Below are 18,318 nucleotides of genomic sequence, written 5' to 3' on the forward strand. Positions count from 1 at the left end.
CTTTAATTATTGTAGCATTATTGTAATTTATTGGTTGTTTTTATGTTAGGCCTTGGTGCACTGTCTTTTTTTACCTGCAATGATTAACATGGCTTCATTGCCCTTACCCCAAAACAGTACCTCTTCATTTATATATTTATTCCCTGAGGCACTTTTTTCGTGATTAAGTACATGTACTTTATTATTAAAGATAAGTTCGGCTTCAGAATTATTAATAATATTGAGTTTTACGCTCTCATCATCGCATTGGTAAGCAGTACTGGTTTTTAAATCACTACATGCGGTTAAGCTTAGTAAAATAGCGATTAATGCTAAATATACTTTCATTTTTCCTCCCATCTTCTTTAAGCGTTAGTTAAAACATAGGGCAAAATTTTAATCTAATGTAAGAATAACAAAGCAAAATTAACCGTTGGTGAAAGTAGCGCTTTAAGTTATGTTTATAGCAATATTTTTTGAGCTCGGAAGCTTTATGGCAGGTACTAACCTTTTAACGTTATTAGATGATATAACCACTTTACTTGATGACATTGCGACAATGAGTAAGGTTGCAACAAAAAAAACAGCGGGTGTATTAGGCGATGACTTAGCGCTCAATGCGCAGCAAGTTACAGGTGTAGCAGCAGAGCGTGAATTACCGGTTGTTTGGGCTGTGGCAAAGGGCTCATTTTTAAATAAAGCGATACTCGTACCCGCTGCTTTATTAATAAGCGTATGGCTGCCTTGGTTAATAACACCGCTTTTAATGATGGGTGGTTTGTTTTTATGTTTTGAGGGAGCTGAAAAAGTATTTGCTAAGTTTTTGCCTCATAACAGTGAAGCGGTAGACGAAGATGAAAAGTTAGATTTAGTTGAGTACGAAAAACAAAAAATAAAAGGGGCAATAAGAACCGACTTTATTCTTTCTGCCGAAATTATTGTGATTACTTTAGGTACTGTGGCTGGTGCTACATTGCTTAATCAAGCTTTAGTGCTTTGTGTTATCGCAATTATAATGACTATTGGTGTTTATGGCTTAGTGGCAGGTATTGTAAAACTGGATGATGCAGGGCTTTATTTACTCAACCAATCAAAGGTAACAGCTAATAAATTTAAAGAATTACTTGGGAAAGGCTTACTCGCAGCAGCGCCTAGGTTGATGCAGTTTTTAGCATTTGCGGGCACCATCGCGATGTTTTTAGTAGGCGGCGGGATTTTAGTACATGGTGTTGAGTTACTGCATCATACTCAAGTCGATGTAACAAACTATGCCCAATCTGTTGCTGGCGGTACAGGAGAAGTATTAGCTCCTCTATTGTTTGATGGTTTGCTAGGCGTGATTGCTGGCTTAGTTGTTGTGCTTATACGTGTAGGTTATACAAAGTTATTTAAAAAATAGCAGACACATTTAGTTATCATTTTCGTTACATTTTATAAGACTTTATATATTATGACTTCTTGTTGTTAATACAGGGAATTATGATGAATTTTCTTTTAAGATGTAACTTGTTAGTATTTCTGTTATTTGTAAGCTTTTTTAGCTTCTCAAAGCAGCCCCAAATCCCCGTGGAGTACTTCAGTAAAAATAAAGAGTTTAATCACGCTACTATTTCTCCAGGCGGCGAGTATTTAGCGGTTATAAATAAAGTTGCAGGTAAAAATGCGCTTGTTATTTTTGATACTGAAAACTTTAAAATGCTTCATGCAGTTGCCTTTGAAGGAAATGCTCAAGTTGGTGATTATCATTGGGTTAATAATGAACGAGTTGTTGTCACTAAAGAGTATTTAAAAGGGTGGCAAGACCACCCTGAATATCATGGTGAGATATTTGGCGTAAATGCTAATGGGGCTAGAGGTAAGTATCTAATTGGTTACCATGGTGAAATGCAAACAGGTACACGCCTTAAAAGGCAGACTCCTTTATACGGAACTTCATTTGTATTAGATCCCTTAGTTACTAACAAAAGAAAAATGTTAGTAGTTACCTATCCTTGGACCTCGAGTAATGAGCCGCATACTATTGTCTATGAAGTAGATGTATATACGGGCAAAAGGAAGCAAGTTACTTTGTCTCCATCACGTATGGCTGAATTTTTAACTGATCATGATGGTAATGTTCGAGTTTCAGTATCTACAGATAATTATATAGATGCAAAAATACATACTAAGGCAAAAGATGGCGGTGACTGGGAGAAATTAAATTTAGGAGAGGTTAGTTATGGCGATATTAGACTAAAAGCTTTTGATAAGTCTGGTGACAACATTTATATGACTGCTTCTGTTGGTGGAGAGGCTGAAGGGTTATATAAACTAAATTTAAATACTAAGGAAATTGAATTAGTTCATCAAGAACAATATATATCTCCAAAAAGAGTTTGGGTTGATGAAGTTTCAAAAGAATTATTTGCAATAGAAAGTGAGTTAGGTTATCCAAACTATGCTTTTATAGATAAAGACTCTCATAAAAGTGTTCGTTTAAAGTCTTTGATAGAAGCATTGCAGGGCGACCAAGTGCAGTTAGTCAGTAGCACCTCTAATGGCGATATTAATGTTATTTACGCATCAAGTGATACCAACCCTGGTAAATATTACTTATACGATGGGGTACAAAATAAGCTAAGAATATTATTTTCAGCGCGTGGCTGGCTGAACGAAAATGAGCTTTCAGAGACAAAACCTATTCAATATAAAACTCGGGATGGTTTAACTATTTATGGGTATTTAACTGTTCCTAATGGTCTTGAAGATAAAAACTTACCTCTAGTTGTAATGCCTCATGGCGGTCCACATGGCCCTCGTGATTATTGGGGTTATGATTCTGAGGTACAGTTATTAGCAAGTAGGGGAATGGCTGTACTAAGAGTTAATTTTAGAGGTTCAGGTGGGTTTGGTCGAAACTTCGAAGAAGCAGGTTACCAAAAGTGGGGTTCTGATATTCAGTTTGATATTATTGATGGTGTTAAGTTTTTAATTTCTAATGGAACGGTAAACAAAAACAACATTTGTATAATGGGATCAAGCTTTGGTGCTTATTCAGCTTTGCAGAGCGCCATTTTAGAGCCAGACATGTTTAAGTGTGCAATTGGAACAGTTGGTATTTATGACCTACCGCTAATGTTTGAAGAAGGTGATATTTCAGGGCGTAGTACAGGACAAAACTATCTTGAAAACGTTTTAGGCACTGATGAAACGCTTTTGAAGGCATTTTCACCTAGCTATAATATAGATAAGCTTAAAGCAGCTGTGTTCATAGTTCACGCAGGTGAAGATGCACGAGCCCCTATTGAACAAGCCGAATCATTAATTGCTGCATTGAAAAAAGCTAGCCATCCTTATAAGTACGTGTTATTGGAGGATGAGGGCCATGGTTTTTACAAAGAAGAACACAGAACTGCTTACTACAAACAAGTAATTAATTTTTTAGATAAACATTTAGAGTTATAAAATATTAAAGCAGCAAGTAACATACTTGCTGCTTTATTCACAGCTAGCTATTTTACAAAGAGATTCCAATTCAAATTGTGCTTTAGTATTTTTTTGCTCAATAGCCTTTTTGTACCAATAAATAGCCTGCTGTTGATCCTGATCTATTCCCTGACCATCACGATACATTTGCGCTAAATTTAATTGCCCCCATTGAGAGCCCGCTTCAGCAGCTTGTTTAAAGCTATTAAATGCTTCAACAAACAAACCATCTTTAAAATAAATAATGCCTTGTTGATTGTTTTTATCGAGCTTTAAGCCTTTATATAGTGGCTTAGGTTTGGGAGGATGCATCACAAACCCACCATAAAGGATGTTGGCATAGGGGCGCAGCACGTCGTAAATAGCTTCGTCGTTGTAAAGGCGTGCTACTTCATCACGAGGGAGGGTGATTGTTTTAGTGGAAAAGTAATTGTCTTGAATTAGCTGGCTAGTACGCATTGCCAAAGTAATACTATTATTACGTTTATAGCTGTAGTTGCTTATCTGAAAGGTAATAAATTGTTCGTCAAAATTTAAAATTTGAGCAATTCTTAAATTGGTTAGGGTCCAGGGCTCGTGTGTAAATTTGTCGGCGTGTACTAAGTAAGTATCATATATTTTAGGCGTATTTAAATAGCCTTCCTTTCGAGTCTCGCTATTAAGGTGCTGTTGATAAAAAAATAAAACAATCCAAAGTAATAAAAATACACCAATAAAGTATTTAGGTAGGCTTAGTTTTTCTATTAACGGTAGTTGCGTTATTTTTACAGGTTCGCTTTTTCCGCATTGATAGCACTCGCGTTTATAACTTAATTTTAAGGCAAACATAGGTAAAATACTAAACCGTAAATAGCGGCTTTTATTTACTAAATGATAGGCGTCGCTTTGACAATGAGGGCAGCGTGTTGTTTGTGCAAAATATGGAAATGATTCACTCGTGTTGAAAAGTAACATAAAGCACGCTCCTTGTTTAATTACCTAAAGGTAAAACAAGAAGCGTGTTAGTTAAAGCTACAAACTGTAAGTAAGTATGTCTGTTATTACTTATTTTGAGCTTTAGGCTTAATTGTTGTTTTTGCATCAGCAGCCATTAGAGCAAATACAGCGTATGCAGCGGTATTTTGACGAAGCTTAGCAGGTGTTACTTTATCAAGCGTATCGTCAGCTGTATGGTGGTAATCAAAGTAATCTGTTCCATCTTGAGCAAGTTCAAAAATAGGTGCTGAGGTTGCTGCTTTAAGTGGAATTAGATCAGGGCCACCATTCGCTTGGTTTTTACCAATATGCTCAATATTTAACGGCGCAAGTTCTTTTGCAATAGCACGCACTACAGGAAGTGACTCTGCGCTTACATTCGATTCAAAAGCATATACAACATCGGCGCCAAAATCAGACTCAGCTGCTGCAACAATATTGCTTAGCTCGTTTTTATGCTCTGTAAAATAAGCTTTTGCACCCCAAAGACCTAGCTCTTCAGCTGCAAAAAGTACCACACGAATACTTCGCTTAGGACGTTTTACATCGCTAATATGTTTAGCGGCTGCCATTGTTAGTGCAACGCCTGCGCCGTCATCTAGTGCGCCAGTCCCTAAGTCCCAAGAATCTAAATGCCCGCCAATTAGTACATATTGCTCAGGGTTTTCGGTACCATTAAATTGGCCAATAACGTTATAACCAGTGTCTTCACCAAGGCTTTCGGTTTGCACATTAATATTTACCGATACGTCTTTATCTAAAGCAATGAGTCGTGCAATCTGATCGGCATCTGGGTTAGCAATGGTTACATTAGGTATTTTTGTAACACCTTCTTTGTAGTAACTACCGCCAGTGTGTGCAAAACGATGATGACCAGTACTTACCGAGCGCATCATGTAGGCAACAGCGCCTTTTTTAGACGCCTCTATAGCGCCTGTGCCACGTGCTTTTACAGCAGGTCCGTAACCATTCCCGTCTATATCGCGGTTCATGCGGTAATTAATATACGCAATTTTACCTTTTAGGCTGTTTGCAGGTGCTGCAATTAACTCATCAAGTGTTTCGAACAAGACTACTGATGCTGTGATCCCACCTTTAGGCGTGCTTATACTGTTACCTAATGCAGTTAAATGTAGAGGTTGCTCGCTTGGTGTTAGTATTTTTCCGCTTTCGCTATAACGGCGCCATTCAGGAAAAGTCGCTTCTTCAAGCCATACTTTATCAAAACCAAGCTCATTAAATTTAGCTTTAGCCCATGCCACTGCTTTTTTATCATTTTCAGTACCAGGTAAGCGAGGGCCAACCTCAGTTGTTAATGACTCTAGTAATTTATAGCTTAGATCACTATTTAGTGCAGAGGTGCGCACTTCATTGACTTGTTGTAATTGCTTTTGGGTAAATTCGGCGTTGTTAGCGTTTGCAGCCATACTGCTAGTAAGCAGCAGTGCGGTAATTAATTTTTTCATTTGGGTAAGCCTTTTTAATAATTAGCGCTATTAGAACATGTAACAAACATGATAAAAAATAGATGAGATGAATAGGCTTTGTAATAGGTTTAATGCTGTTAGGTATAAACGTTTAGATATAAAAAAGCCCGCGTAAATGTACGCGGGCTATCTTTTAACACTGTTATTTAAGGCATTTATTTAAAAGCTAAATTGCGCTGCTAAACGAAGATTTGTGCCCTCGCCAATAGTTACATTACTCGTGCCGCCACCACCTAAATAGCTTTTATCAAATAAGTTTTCGATGTTAAGACGTAAATTAATATCGGTATTGCTTAAGTTAAACTTATAAGTGGCGCCAACATCAACACGTGTATATGCATCTTTAGTAATTGTATTATCGCTATCTGCAAAGCGCTCGCCTTCGTAAAAAGCGCCAGCGTTAATGGCAATGGCGTCGTTTAATTCATAACGAGTCCAAAGTGATGCCGACCATTTTGGTGCATCGGTAGGGCGTTTACCTTCCAATACTTCATCGCGTTCAAAGTTAGCATCTAGATACATAGTTGATGCCATAACAAATAAGCGGTCGGTAGCAGCACCTTGTGCGCTTACTTCAACACCTTTATGGCGTTGTTCACCCACTTGGTTTGTTTCACTTGTGAATGAGCCAATAGGCGTCTCAAGCTGTTCGCTAACAAGTGTGCCTTCTTTACTAATATCAAAAATTGCACCTGTAAGCAGTAAACGGTCATCAAATAATTGCCATTTAATACCAATCTCTCTTTGCTCTGAGGTAATGGCATCTAGCTTCATGCCATTATTTACATCGGTTTCATCAATCAGAGTTTCACTACCTTGAGGCTCAAAACCTTCTGAGTAACTTGCATATATAGTTGCCGAAGTATTTGGATGATAAAGCACACCTACCTTTGGTACAAATGACTCGTTATCTGCACCTTCTCGAGTTTGCTTATCGTAACGGCCACCTAGCGATAATTGCCATTGTGGTGAGAACGAAATTAAGTCCTGAACGTAAATACCGTAATAGTCGTATTCAGTTTCGCTTACTGTATCATCTGTTTTATAACTTACAGATGGGCGTGATGGTTCTGCTTGTCCTGCAGAAAAATCAAAGTAGTCAGCAGAAGTACGGCGTTGCCCGTAGTAGTAATCTAGCGAGTTTGCGCCAATTAAAAACTGATGCTGTAAGCTACCTGTTTTAAATTCACCAATAAAATCAATAAATGCAGTTTTAAATTGCCAATCGTCAAAACGGTCGTAAGGACGAGATTCATAGCTGTCACCTTCAGCAAAGCTACTAGGCATGCGAGGTGCTGACTCAAAGCGTTGACGTTCAAACGTTTGTTCGTTATAGCCAAGTTTTACTTGCCAGTTATCGGTTAAAAATACTTCTAGGTCTACACCTAGGTTTTCTACGGTAATATCGGTAAACGCCCAAGACATATCACGGATTGTTTTATCGCTACCAATTACATTAGCATTATCGTCTATCCATGCGCCAGTATCTAAACCTGCTTCGTCATCTGTGCGGTCGTAATGCACACGTACTAATGCGTTATCGCTAATATCGTAATCTACAATTAAAGCACCTAAAAAGCGGTCGCGTTCACGATTTTCACCGTTTTGGTACTCACGCCAGTAGTCAACGTCTTGCTTTACTAAAATCCCGCGAGCACGTAAATCTTCCGATTCAGTCAAGGCACCTGCAGCATCAACCATAAAGCGGGTTGAGCCATGCTGATCTACATCGGCACTGGCATTAAATAGTGTTTGTGCTGTAGGTTTTTTAGTTACCATGTTAACCAAGCCACCCGGGCCTGACTGACCATATAAAATACTTGATGGGCCTTTAATTACTTCAACTTGCTGCAAAATTTCGATTGGTTGCTGATAGTGCGACCAATGCTGATGACCGTCGCGTAAATAACCTGTCGATGAGCTCAGCTCAAAGCCGCGTAAGTTAAATACCTCACGATTTCGTTGTTGTGAGCCTGCAGTTAAGCTTGCGTCATTTGTGAGTACTTCGCCAAGTGTAGTGGCAAGCTGTTCGCTAATAATAGTGTCGGTTATTACAGTGACAGATTGTGCAGTTTCAAGTAATGAAGCTGATGTTCTCATTGCGCCATTAGCGTTATCTACTTTGTAATCGTTAAAGTAGCTACCCTTTACTTCTATGCGTTCAAGGTCGGTAGTGTTTGCATATGTGCTTGTCGTAATGCTTGCTAATAGAGCTATGTAAATAGAATTCAGTTTCATTAATTGCTTCCAGCGCAGGTATGTAAAAAAACAATCGCGATCTTAATGCAAACTACTATCATTTTCAACACCTTTCATTAACATGTTTTATAATGTGTTTGTTAATGGTTGCCAATTACGAATTCTGCTATTATAAGCTGCATATTAGTGGGGCTTTCTCCCATGTTATTTTATTGCTATGGAACTTACTGTGACTTCAACTGCTTTTTCATCTTTGGCTTTACCGGCTGGACTCGTTGATAACTTATCAACCCTTGGCTATGCCCACATGACACCTGTACAAGCGCAAAGTTTGCCGCCTGTACTTGCTGGTAAAGACATCATTGCTCAGGCAAAAACCGGTTCAGGTAAAACTGCTGCGTTTAGCTTGGGTGTGTTAGCTAAATTAAATGTAAAACGCTTTCGTATTCAATCTTTAGTCTTGTGTCCGACTCGTGAACTTGCCGAGCAGGTTGCAGTTGAAATGCGTAAATTAGCGCGCGGCATTCATAACATAAAAATATTGACGTTATGTGGTGGTGTTTCAATTGGCCCGCAAATAGGTTCACTTGAACATGGTGCGCATATTATTGTTGGCACGCCAGGGCGTGTTGATGACCATATTCGTAAAGGTACTCTACGTTTAGATGATGTGGAAACATTGGTGCTTGATGAAGCCGATCAAATGCTTGATATGGGTTTTCAAGACACATTAGATGCAATTATTGAGCGTATTCCACAAAATCGTCAAACATTGTTATTTAGTGCTACTTTCCCAAGAGCTATTGAAGCAATTGCTAAGCGTGTACTTAAAAATCCAGAAATGGTTAAAGTAGAAGAAGAGCAAGCCAAAAGCACAATTAAGCAGTACTTCTACAAAATGGATAACAATAAGCAGCGCTATCCAACGCTTAAGTTATTACTTCTTAAATTTACACCACAAAGCTGTGTTGTATTTTGTAATACCAAAGTAGAAACTCAACAAGTGTGTGATGATTTAGCTGACGAAGGCTTCAGCGCTGTTGCATTGCACGGTGATTTAGAGCAACGCGATCGTGAACGTACGCTAATTCACTTTTCAAATAAAAGTGCTTCAATACTTGTTGCAACCGATGTTGCTGCACGAGGTTTAGATATTGATGACATGGATATGGTTATTAACTACCATTTAGCACATGACACGCAAACACATGTTCACCGTGTTGGCCGAACTGGTCGTGCTGGTAAAAAGGGCATTGCTTGTTCTATTTATGGTGAAGCTGAAGCGTTTAAAATTGCACAAATTGGCGATCATTACGAGCGTGATATTACTCCAGAGCAAATGCCGCCGTTTAATTTATTAGATAAACCGCCGTACCGCCCTGAAATGGTTACTTTGATGATTGATTCAGGTAAAAAGCAAAAAGTACGTGCAGGCGATATTCTTGGTGCTCTAACAGGTAAGGATGGGGTTGCAGGTCGTCAAGTAGGTAAAATTAACGTACTTGATAACGTAGCATTTGTTGCTGTTGAACGTAACTCATCAAAACCAGCACTTCGCAAACTAACCGAAGGCAACATTAAAGGGCGTAAAATACGCGCTCGTCGCCTTACTCGTTAATTTAAACCGCTAAATTTACAAATTAGCGAGCAGCTACCTTTAGCTGCTCGTATTGTAATTTTATTTTTTTAAACTTAACTTCACACCCACTTGGTTTATCTGGGTGCATCTGTAATGCAAGTTGTCTCCAGCGCTTTTGAACGTTTTTAAGAGTGAAATTTTCAGGTAATTTCCATTCTAAAGCCAACGCTTTGAATTCATTGTCATTTAATGCTTGTTGTGGTGATGTCGTTTTAAACTGACGCCAAAAACTATTCAAAAGCTCATCAATTTTCTCTTCATCGGTATCGTAATTACGGCAATCTAAATAATAATCTCGCAAATTTTCGTTCGTTGTTACTAAACTATTATCTTCTTTTTCTAAAAGCTCGATATGCAGAGTTGAAATGAGTAAACTTTGAGGGCGTAATTGTGCCTGCAGTTGGTACAATGCATTCATAATTAAAAAGTTACGTTTAAATAAATCACGTTCAGGGCTTTTATCGAGTGTTGTTATTGCGCTGCGGTTTGTCAGTTCTGCTGCTAAAGTATGAACTTGCCAAACCTGCCTTGTTAATATCAGCTCAAAAATCTCATCAATCAGTGGGTTAAGCATTGTTTAGGCCCTAGTAGTTAGTGTATCTTCAATAAAGATTACACTGATATAAGTAACGGTTTGAAGGATTAAAATTATGCTGGGCAAGTTTAAATGCCTCTTATTTACTATATGCTGTGTACTAATAGCTCCTAGCTATGCCCAAAATAGTGATTCGTTATTTGAGCAATTCAAAAACGAAGTGCAGTGGGAGCCTAAATTACAATTAGCAAATACGTTACTTGCTAATAAAAACGTTTCTAAAAAAGAGCGTGTCGCTGTTTATTCGGCATTAGGTAATAGTGCGTTATCGGCTGATAATTTTAAAGAATCTTTACACTATTTTAAATTATTAGAAAAAAACACTTCAGATACTTTCTTTCCTGACGAGCACTTTCGTGCAATAAAAATGCAAGGTGTAGCACTTTTTTATCAAGGCTTATTTCAAAAGGCCATAAGTGAATATACCCGCACCCTAGTATTAGCTGAAAAAAATGAACAACTACTTGAACAAGCAAATTTACTAAATAATATTGGTTTGGCTTATTTTAATATGAATAAGCTAGGCGATACCCTAGAGTTTTACTTAAAGGCAAAAGCTATTTACGAAGCGCACGGTAGTGAGCAAGATCAAACCGACATATTACTTAATATAGCAGGCGTTTATATACGCTTATCACGCTACGATAGTGCATTTAGTCTTTATCAAGATGTACTTAAAGTTTATCAGCGGTTAGATGATAAAAGCGGTATTGCGCAGGTATACAACAATATGGGTGTTGCTCATATGGAGAGTAATCAATTTGACTTAGCACTTCATTATTACCAGCTAGCGCTGCGTTATTATAATTCAGCCAATGATTACAATAAGTTATCTACGCAATATACCAACTTGGCAAATACTAATTTAGTGTTAAAAAAAGTAGATGAAGCGTACGAGCAAGCTAAATTAGGTGAGTACTATGCGCTTAAAATAGGTAACCATAATTTAGAGCTTAATGCGCTACATGCGCTTGGTAAAATTCAGTTTGTTAAAGGCAACTTAGAAGAGGCGAAAATAAGTTTAGATAGAGCTATTTCACTTGCCCACGAATATGGCAGTGAGCGAATAATTAGGGAGGGTTTAGGGACTAAAGCACTACTTGAAGCCAGTAAAGGCGATTATTCAAGCGCAATGGCCTTGCAACAAGAATATATTAGTGAGCTGCGAAAACTCAGAAGTACAGCAATTATAAATGCATTAGCGGTACTTCAGCATCAATTTAAAGCAACCCAATTAAACCAAGAGATAGAAAAACTTAAACAAGATCGACGTGTGCAAGAGCTAAAAATGTCGCAGCGTTCTCAGCTTACTTTATTCTCTTTTTTACTATTACTTTTGGTTGTTGTAACTGGTATTGCGCTATACCGCCGTGGCGCAGAAAAACGCGCTAAGCAGCAGTTAACAGAGCAAGTTACGCAGCGCACTGCCGAGTTACAAGCAATAGCACAGGAGCTAAGAGAAGCTAACGATGTTAAAAGCCAGTTTTTGGCCAATATTAGCCACGAAATCCGCACTCCACTAACGGCTATTTTAGGGCAAACAGATGCTTTAATTAATGAATTATATGAGCCTGAGTCACTTAAAGATGAACTAAGAGTAATTCAGCGTCACAGTGACCATTTAAAAAGCTTAATAAATGATGTACTCGATTTAAGTAAAATTGAAGCTAATAGGTTAGAGTTAAATATTTCGTGCTTTGATATTGTAGAGCTTGTAAATGACGTACATGCAATGTTTATCACTCAAGCAAAAGCAAAAAATTTACGCCTCATTTTAGACAATCAAGTGGGTAATGAGTTTTACACTAAGCTGGATTTAATACGCGTAAAACAAATTCTTATAAATTTATGTGCTAATGCTATTAAGTTTACTCACGCTGGCCAAATCATTATTGCTTTAAATAAGAGTGAACAAGGGCTAGTGATTATTGTAAAAGATACCGGTATTGGTATGAGCTCTAAACAGTTAAAGCTTATTTTTGAATGCTTTAGCCAAGCTGATAACAGTATTAGCCGTCGCTTTGGGGGGACAGGGTTAGGCCTTAGCTTATCGCAACAATTAGCCGCGATGATGGGCGGTTATATCAGTGTACAAAGCGAATACAAAAAGGGCAGTCAGTTTTCGTTCTTTTTACCGTGCGCAGAAGTAAATAAATCGCAAAGCCTGATTGAAACTCAAAGTGCTCCAAAGGTAAATAAGCAATTGGCAGGGCGTGTTGTACTAGCAGAAGATCACCCTGATAATCGAAGGTTAATAAGCCGCTATTTACGTTCAATGGGGCTCGAGGTTATTGCCGTTGAAAACGGTGAGCAAGCGGTAGAGCAGTGCTTAAAAGAGTATCCTGATTTAGTGCTACTCGATATTCAAATGCCTGTGATGGATGGGCGTTCTGCTTTTCAGCTATTAAAACAGTGTGGTTTTGAGCGGCCTATTTTTGCTTTAACTGCAAATGCTATGAGTCATGAAGTGGATGGCTATTTAGAGTTAGGGTTTAGTGGTTACTTAGGTAAACCGATAGATAAAGAGTCATTTTATAAAGCGCTTTCCAGCCACCTACATAATGCAGAAGATCAGCCAATTACAAAGCAAAATGAAGTTGATATGAGCGATCTTGTCATTAGTTTTAAGCAAAGCTTTGCTTTGGAGAGTGAAACGATTACTCAGCATTTCATAAGTGAAGATTTAGCCGCGCTACAAAAAGATAGTCATCGCATTTTAGGAGCGGCGCAAATGTTTGGTTTAGATGAAATTGCGCAATCGGCTCAAAGTTTAGATAGAGCCCTTTTACGCAGGACCCAAAAAAGTAGTGCGAATGACTTTAAAGCGCTCGTTGATACGCTGCAGAGTGTACTTAAAAAGTATAACGAAAGTTAAACTGTGTTTAATCCAGACATAAAAAAAGCGCCTTAGGCGCTTTTTTTATTCAGCTAAAACGCTTTATTGGCGTCTCATCGAATCAAAAAATTCATCATTGGTTTTGCTCATCGATAGTTTATCGATTAAGAATTCCATTGCATCAATTTCTGACATGTCATGAACAATTTTACGTAAAATCCAAAGCTTTTGAAGCTCATCTGGTTTTGTTAGTAATTCTTCACGACGAGTGCCTGAACGATTAAAGTCGATAGCAGGGAATACACGTCTTTCCGCAATTTTACGGTTAAGGTGAAGTTCCATGTTACCAGTACCTTTAAACTCTTCGTAGATAACTTCATCCATTTTAGAGCCGGTATCGATAAGCGCTGTAGCTATAATTGTTAAGCTACCACCTTCCTCAACGTTACGTGCAGCACCAAAGAAGCGCTTAGGTTTATGTAATGCGTTAGCGTCAACACCACCAGTAAGTACTTTACCTGATGAAGGAATAACGGTGTTATAAGCACGTGCTAAACGAGTGATTGAATCCAATAAGATAACAACATCTTTTTTATGTTCAACTAGGCGTTTTGCTTTTTCGATAACCATTTCGGCAACTTGTACGTGACGAGAAGCTGGCTCATCGAACGTTGATGCAATAACTTCACCTTTAACTAGGCGTTGCATCTCAGTTACTTCTTCCGGACGTTCATCAATAAGTAAAACCATTAATGTTACATCAGGGTGATTATGCGTAATTGATTGTGCAATGTTTTGAAGTAGCATTGTTTTACCCGCTTTTGGCGGAGCTACTAACAAGCCACGTTGGCCGCGGCCAATAGGAGATGCTAAATCAAGTACACGGGCTGTAATATCTTCTTTACTGCCGTTACCACGTTCCATGCGAAAACGTTCGTTTGCATGTAGTGGAGTAAGGTTTTCAAAAAGAATTTTAGTTCGAGAGTTTTCAGGTTTATCAAAGTTAACTTCATTTACTTTGAGTAAAGCAAAGTAACGTTCACCGTCTTTAGGTGGACGAATAAGGCCTGAAATTGAATCGCCAGTACGCATGCTGAAACGGCGAATTTGGCTAGGTGAAACATAAATGTCATCTGGCCCAGCTAAGTAAGAGGCTTCTGATGATCTTAAGAAGCCGAAACCATCTTGTAAAATCTCTAATACACCGCCGCCGAAGATATTCTCTCCGCCTTTGGCATGGGATTTAAGAATGGCAAAAATGATATCTTGCTTTCTTAAGCGGGCTACGTTTTCGAGCCCCATGGACTCAGCTAAGTCTACAAGCTCTTTAATCGACTTGTCTTTTAATTCGCGTAAATGCATATTGGTGGGTTCTTTATTACAGTTGTCATACTCAAAATCGCTTTGATCGTTGAGTGAGGTTTGTTGAATATAACTAAGGATTAGTTGGCTTTATAAACTAGCAGTTCACTGGCAAAGCGTCCAGTCTTTATACAAAATAAATTTAAAAAAGGGCAAAAAAGCCCTTTTTATTGTTCTAGCTTACCGTTAGATGTTGTTTTCTAAAAACTCGATAAGTTGAGTTTTTGAAAGAGCACCTACTTTCGTTGCAGCTACTTGGCCATCTTTAAAAAGAAGTAAAGTAGGGATACCACGAATACCAAACTTTGGCGGTGTGCCAGCATTTTGGTCAATATTTAATTTAGCAACAGTCACACGGCTGTCGTATTCATCAGCAACTTCGTGAAGAATAGGGGCGATCATTTTACAAGGTCCACACCATTCAGCCCAGAAATCTACTAGTACTGGTTTGTCTGATTGTAATACGTCAGCTTCAAAGCTATCGTCAGTAATTTGGATTATTTTCTCGCTCATTGCGCTCTCCGATTTAGTTAGGCGAAATATTTAGTGCGTATTTAAACACTCTTGTTTCTTATTGCAAGTTTAAACGTTATGCTTAAACGCTATGACTAAGACACATTTAACCGATAAAAAGTTTTCAGACTTTGCTATCGCACCGGAAGTGGTTGCCGGTTTAACCGAGAATGGGTTTGAATATTGCACACCTATTCAAGCAAAATGCCTACCTTTTATTTGTGATGGACGCGATATCGCGGGCCAAGCTCAAACGGGTACAGGCAAAACGTTGGCGTTTTTAACCGCCACGTGCCATCGGTTATTACAATCTAGCAAAGCACCTAGTAAACATCCAAGAGCCCTGATCATGGCCCCTACTCGGGAGCTTGCGATTCAGATACACAAAGATGCTAAAATTTTAGCGCCGCACTGTAATCTTAACTTAGGTTTAGTATATGGTGGCGAAGATTACGAAAAACAACGTGCACAACTAGAAAAAGGCGTTGATATTTTAATTGGTACTACAGGTCGCCTAATTGATCTGTATAAGCAAGGCTGTTACACCCTTAATGAAATTGAGGTAGTCGTGCTGGACGAAGCCGATCGTATGTTCGATTTAGGTTTTATCAAAGATATTCGCTATATGTTCGATCGTATGCCAGATACATCAAAGCGTTTAAACTTATTATTCTCTGCCACATTGTCGTATCGCGTACAAGAATTAGCTTTTGAGCACATGACAAACCCAGAGCATGTTCAAATTGAACCTGACGTTAAAACGGGTAAACGTATTCAAGAAGAGCTATTTCATCCTTCGCAAGAAGATAAAATTAAGCTGTTGTTAACCTTAATTGAAGAAGAATGGCCAGAGAAGGCAATCGTGTTTGCAAATACCAAGCATAGTTGTGAGACGGTTTATGCTTGGCTTAAATCAGACGGTCATCGTGTAGGTATGCTTACTGGTGATGTTAACCAGAAAAAACGCCAAACTATATTAGCGCAATTTAGCAAAGGTGATTTAGACTTTTTAGTTGCGACCGATGTTGCAGCGCGTGGTCTTCATATTCCAGAAGTAAGTCATGTGTTTAACTTTGATTTACCTGACGATTGTGAAGATTATGTTCACCGTATTGGCCGTACTGGCCGCGCTGGTGCATCAGGCCACGCAATTAGTTTTGCATGTGAGCAATATGCATACAACCTGCATGAAATTGAAGAATATATAGAGCACAGCATTCCTTTATCACATTATGATAAAACAGCATTGCTAGATGATTTAACTCAGCCTATTATTCAAAGAAAGCGCAACTATTCAACAGGTCCACGTAACCGTAGTAATAATAGCGGACGTCGCCCAAATAATAGTTACCAAAAAGGACGGTCGTAAGCGACCGTTTGTATAAGTAGTAGTAACTAGAGGTTTTTGAACGGTGGGGCAACTTAAACCGCAAAAAAATGTGTACGCAGTTATTGATTTGGGCTCAAATAGCTTTCATATGCTTATTGCCAAATCAATTGCTGGCGGTCTACAAACAATTGGACGTGTTAAACGCAAAGTCCGATTAGCCGCAGGGCTTGATAAAGGAAACGTATTAAGCACTGAAGCAATGCAGCGAGGCTGGGAATGCCTTGCCCTTTTTGCTGAGCGTCTACAAGATATCCCAGACAAAAACATCACCATAGTAGCAACAGCTACCTTACGCTTAGCAACTAACGCCGAAGTATTTAAAAATCATGCCGAAAAAATTCTAGGTCATAACATTAATGTTATTAGCGGAGAATTAGAAGCGCGCACAATTTATAAAGGTGTTGCCCATACTTCATCTTGTACTGGCAAACAGCTTGTTATTGATATTGGTGGTGCAAGCACAGAAGTTGTAATTGGTAAAGCATTTGATGCCCTACATTACAAAAGCCTCAATATGGGGTGTGTTACCTATCTTGAACGCTATTTTAAAGATTGCCAACTAAGTAAGAGTAACTTTAACGCAGCAATAAAAGCGGCTCGTACAGTCATTGATGAAATTTCTCCAGAGTATAAAGCAGCTGGATGGCAAATTGCATCTGGAGCTTCTGGTACAGTACAAGCAATTCAAGAAATTATGGTCGCGCAAAATCTTGACGACTTACTTACACTTGAAAAGCTCAACACCATAAAAGATCAAGCAATTGCATTTAGCACTATTGCAGCGCTAGACCTTCCTGGGTTAAGTGAAGACCGTCGACTGGTATTTGTATCAGGACTTGCAATCTTAATCGCACTATTTGAATCTCTTGAAATAGAAAAAATGGGATTGGCGGGTGGAGCACTGCGTGAAGGTGTTTTATATAGCATGGTTCCGGAGTTTCATAATAACGACATTCGCAAACGCACTGTTGATGGGTTTATGAGCCGTTATCATGTTGATCAAAAACAAGCGTGTCGAGTTTCAAGCTTGGCAATGCAGTTAGCGCTGAGTATTGATAAAGATTGGCCAATTGAAAGCTTAAATGGGTTACCACTATTAAAAGCGGTAGCGCAGCTTCATGAGATTGGATTACTAATAGAGTATAAGCAGTACCATAAACATACCGCTTATATTTTGGAAAATACCGATATGCCTGGTTTTTCACAGTCAGAGCATAAATTAATAGTAGCGGTAGCAGATGCACATCGATCTGATTTTCCAAAAGGTTGTTTTAATTCACTCGGCGTAAATAGTCTATTAGCACAATATATAGTGAGATTACTACGAATAGCAGTCATTTTATCAATGCGCAGACAAGATGATGTACTGCCTAAGTTTAAGTTAACTGCTAAAAATGAAGTGTTAGACCTTAAGTTTGAAAGTAACTGGTTAAAAGATCATCCATTAATGGCCAGCGAGCTGCAACAAGAGTCTAAACAGCAAGGAAAACTTGGCTGGAAGCTCATAGTAAACTAATTAAAAAGGCCCATCAGGGCCTTTTTAGTGTTTAAAGTAACCATTTCGATGTAAATATGTGCGAACCGCATATTATTTCAAGTTTTCTTCAAAAAAGGGTTGATCTGTTTTCGGATCTCCCTATAATGCGACCCCACTGAGACGGGAAACGCTGAAGCATAGCAAGGCACGAACTACTCACAGAGTTAAATAAAACTTCGGTTTTAAATCTTCCAAAAGAAAGTTTAAAACAAAGTGTTGACTCGAAAAATAAAGGGTGTATTATTCGCATCCCTTGAGACGCTAAAGCGACTCAAAACGTTCTTTAACAATATAAAGCAATCATCTGTGTGGGCACTCGTACAGATTGAGTTCTAACAGCC

Annotated in this window: 13 protein-coding genes; 6 read left to right on the forward strand and 7 right to left on the reverse strand. The window is 38.6% G+C overall.

What is annotated here, in order from left to right; translation table 11 throughout:
- Nucleotides 1–45: 45 nt before the first annotated feature.
- The gene (locus tag H5161_RS12900; RefSeq protein ID WP_182696161.1) at nt 46–327 is read right to left on the reverse strand and encodes an MliC family protein; all 282 of its coding nucleotides are present in this window, start codon (nt 325–327) and stop codon (nt 46–48) included.
- A 145-nt stretch (nt 328–472) separates the two neighbouring features.
- On the opposite strand from H5161_RS12900, the gene H5161_RS12905 reads away from it, so the two are divergent.
- Both H5161_RS12905 and H5161_RS12910 read left to right on the forward strand, forming a co-directional pair.
- Nucleotides 473–1,378, forward strand: coding sequence for a DUF808 domain-containing protein (locus tag H5161_RS12905; RefSeq protein WP_182769468.1), 906 nt, complete (start codon nt 473–475; stop codon nt 1,376–1,378).
- An 80-nt stretch (nt 1,379–1,458) separates the two neighbouring features.
- Nucleotides 1,459–3,423, forward strand: a complete 1,965-nt coding sequence (locus H5161_RS12910; protein ID WP_259398700.1) for a S9 family peptidase — start codon at nt 1,459–1,461, stop codon at nt 3,421–3,423.
- A 33-nt stretch (nt 3,424–3,456) separates the two neighbouring features.
- On the opposite strand, the gene H5161_RS12915 is transcribed toward H5161_RS12910, so the two are convergent.
- The 3 genes from H5161_RS12915 to H5161_RS12925 all read right to left on the reverse strand — a co-directional run bounded on the left by H5161_RS12915 (nt 3,457) and on the right by H5161_RS12925 (nt 8,144).
- On the reverse strand, nt 3,457–4,398 hold the full coding sequence (locus H5161_RS12915; protein ID WP_182769470.1) for a tetratricopeptide repeat protein: 942 nt from the start codon (nt 4,396–4,398) through the stop codon (nt 3,457–3,459).
- A gap of 86 nt (nt 4,399–4,484) precedes the next feature.
- Entirely contained in the window at nt 4,485–5,885 is a 1,401-nt protein-coding gene (locus tag H5161_RS12920; RefSeq protein ID WP_182769471.1) for a M20/M25/M40 family metallo-hydrolase, read from the reverse strand.
- A gap of 180 nt (nt 5,886–6,065) precedes the next feature.
- Complete coding sequence (locus H5161_RS12925) at nt 6,066–8,144, reverse strand: TonB-dependent siderophore receptor (protein WP_182696157.1); 2,079 nt, start codon at nt 8,142–8,144, stop codon at nt 6,066–6,068.
- 190 nt (nt 8,145–8,334) lie between these two features.
- Between H5161_RS12925 and dbpA the strand changes: the two genes are divergently transcribed.
- On the forward strand, nt 8,335–9,723 hold the full coding sequence (gene dbpA / locus H5161_RS12930; RefSeq protein ID WP_002960948.1) for an ATP-dependent RNA helicase DbpA: 1,389 nt from the start codon (nt 8,335–8,337) through the stop codon (nt 9,721–9,723).
- Between the two features lie 22 nt (nt 9,724–9,745).
- Here dbpA and H5161_RS12935 read toward each other — a convergent pair whose 3' ends face one another.
- Complete coding sequence (locus tag H5161_RS12935) at nt 9,746–10,318, reverse strand: DNA-J related domain-containing protein (RefSeq protein ID WP_182769472.1); 573 nt, start codon at nt 10,316–10,318, stop codon at nt 9,746–9,748.
- A gap of 76 nt (nt 10,319–10,394) precedes the next feature.
- Between H5161_RS12935 and H5161_RS12940 the strand changes: the two genes are divergently transcribed.
- A complete protein-coding gene (locus H5161_RS12940; RefSeq protein WP_182769473.1) occupies nt 10,395–13,214 on the forward strand; it encodes an ATP-binding protein in 2,820 nt (939 codons plus the stop codon).
- Between the two features lie 63 nt (nt 13,215–13,277).
- On the opposite strand, the gene rho is transcribed toward H5161_RS12940, so the two are convergent.
- A complete protein-coding gene (gene rho, locus H5161_RS12945) occupies nt 13,278–14,537 on the reverse strand; it encodes a transcription termination factor Rho (protein WP_002960945.1) in 1,260 nt (419 codons plus the stop codon).
- Nucleotides 14,538–14,723: 186 nt separating this feature from the next.
- Nucleotides 14,724–15,050, reverse strand: a complete 327-nt coding sequence (gene trxA, locus H5161_RS12950; protein WP_002960942.1) for a thioredoxin TrxA — start codon at nt 15,048–15,050, stop codon at nt 14,724–14,726.
- A gap of 91 nt (nt 15,051–15,141) precedes the next feature.
- On the opposite strand from trxA, the gene rhlB reads away from it, so the two are divergent.
- Together rhlB and gppA are read left to right on the forward strand one after the other, a co-directional pair.
- A complete protein-coding gene (gene rhlB / locus H5161_RS12955; protein WP_002960940.1) occupies nt 15,142–16,419 on the forward strand; it encodes an ATP-dependent RNA helicase RhlB in 1,278 nt (425 codons plus the stop codon).
- Nucleotides 16,420–16,462: 43 nt separating this feature from the next.
- The gene (gppA, locus tag H5161_RS12960) at nt 16,463–17,956 is read left to right on the forward strand and encodes a guanosine-5'-triphosphate,3'-diphosphate diphosphatase (protein ID WP_182694252.1); all 1,494 of its coding nucleotides are present in this window, start codon (nt 16,463–16,465) and stop codon (nt 17,954–17,956) included.
- Nucleotides 17,957–18,318: the final 362 nt, after the last annotated feature.

It is taken from the genome of Pseudoalteromonas sp. SG43-5, assembly GCF_014164345.1.
GTDB lineage: Bacteria > Pseudomonadota > Gammaproteobacteria > Enterobacterales > Alteromonadaceae > Pseudoalteromonas > Pseudoalteromonas distincta.

Bases quoted from the DNA above. Each gene is read 5' to 3' on its own strand.
- trxA (WP_002960942.1), bottom strand. From the start codon at position 15,050: ATGAGCGAGAAAATAATCCAAATTACTGACGATAGCTTTGAAGCTGAC.
- H5161_RS12935 (WP_182769472.1), bottom strand. From the start codon at position 10,318: ATGCTTAACCCACTGATTGATGAGATTTTTGAGCTGATATTAACAAGG.
- H5161_RS12920 (WP_182769471.1), bottom strand. From the start codon at position 5,885: ATGAAAAAATTAATTACCGCACTGCTGCTTACTAGCAGTATGGCTGCA.
- H5161_RS12925 (WP_182696157.1), bottom strand. From the start codon at position 8,144: ATGAAACTGAATTCTATTTACATAGCTCTATTAGCAAGCATTACGACA.
- rho (WP_002960945.1), bottom strand. From the start codon at position 14,537: ATGCATTTACGCGAATTAAAAGACAAGTCGATTAAAGAGCTTGTAGAC.
- H5161_RS12900 (WP_182696161.1), bottom strand. From the start codon at position 327: ATGAAAGTATATTTAGCATTAATCGCTATTTTACTAAGCTTAACCGCA.
- H5161_RS12940 (WP_182769473.1), top strand. From the start codon at position 10,395: ATGCTGGGCAAGTTTAAATGCCTCTTATTTACTATATGCTGTGTACTA.
- rhlB (WP_002960940.1), top strand. From the start codon at position 15,142: ATGACTAAGACACATTTAACCGATAAAAAGTTTTCAGACTTTGCTATC.
- H5161_RS12910 (WP_259398700.1), top strand. From the start codon at position 1,459: ATGATGAATTTTCTTTTAAGATGTAACTTGTTAGTATTTCTGTTATTT.
- H5161_RS12915 (WP_182769470.1), bottom strand. From the start codon at position 4,398: ATGTTACTTTTCAACACGAGTGAATCATTTCCATATTTTGCACAAACA.
- H5161_RS12905 (WP_182769468.1), top strand. From the start codon at position 473: ATGGCAGGTACTAACCTTTTAACGTTATTAGATGATATAACCACTTTA.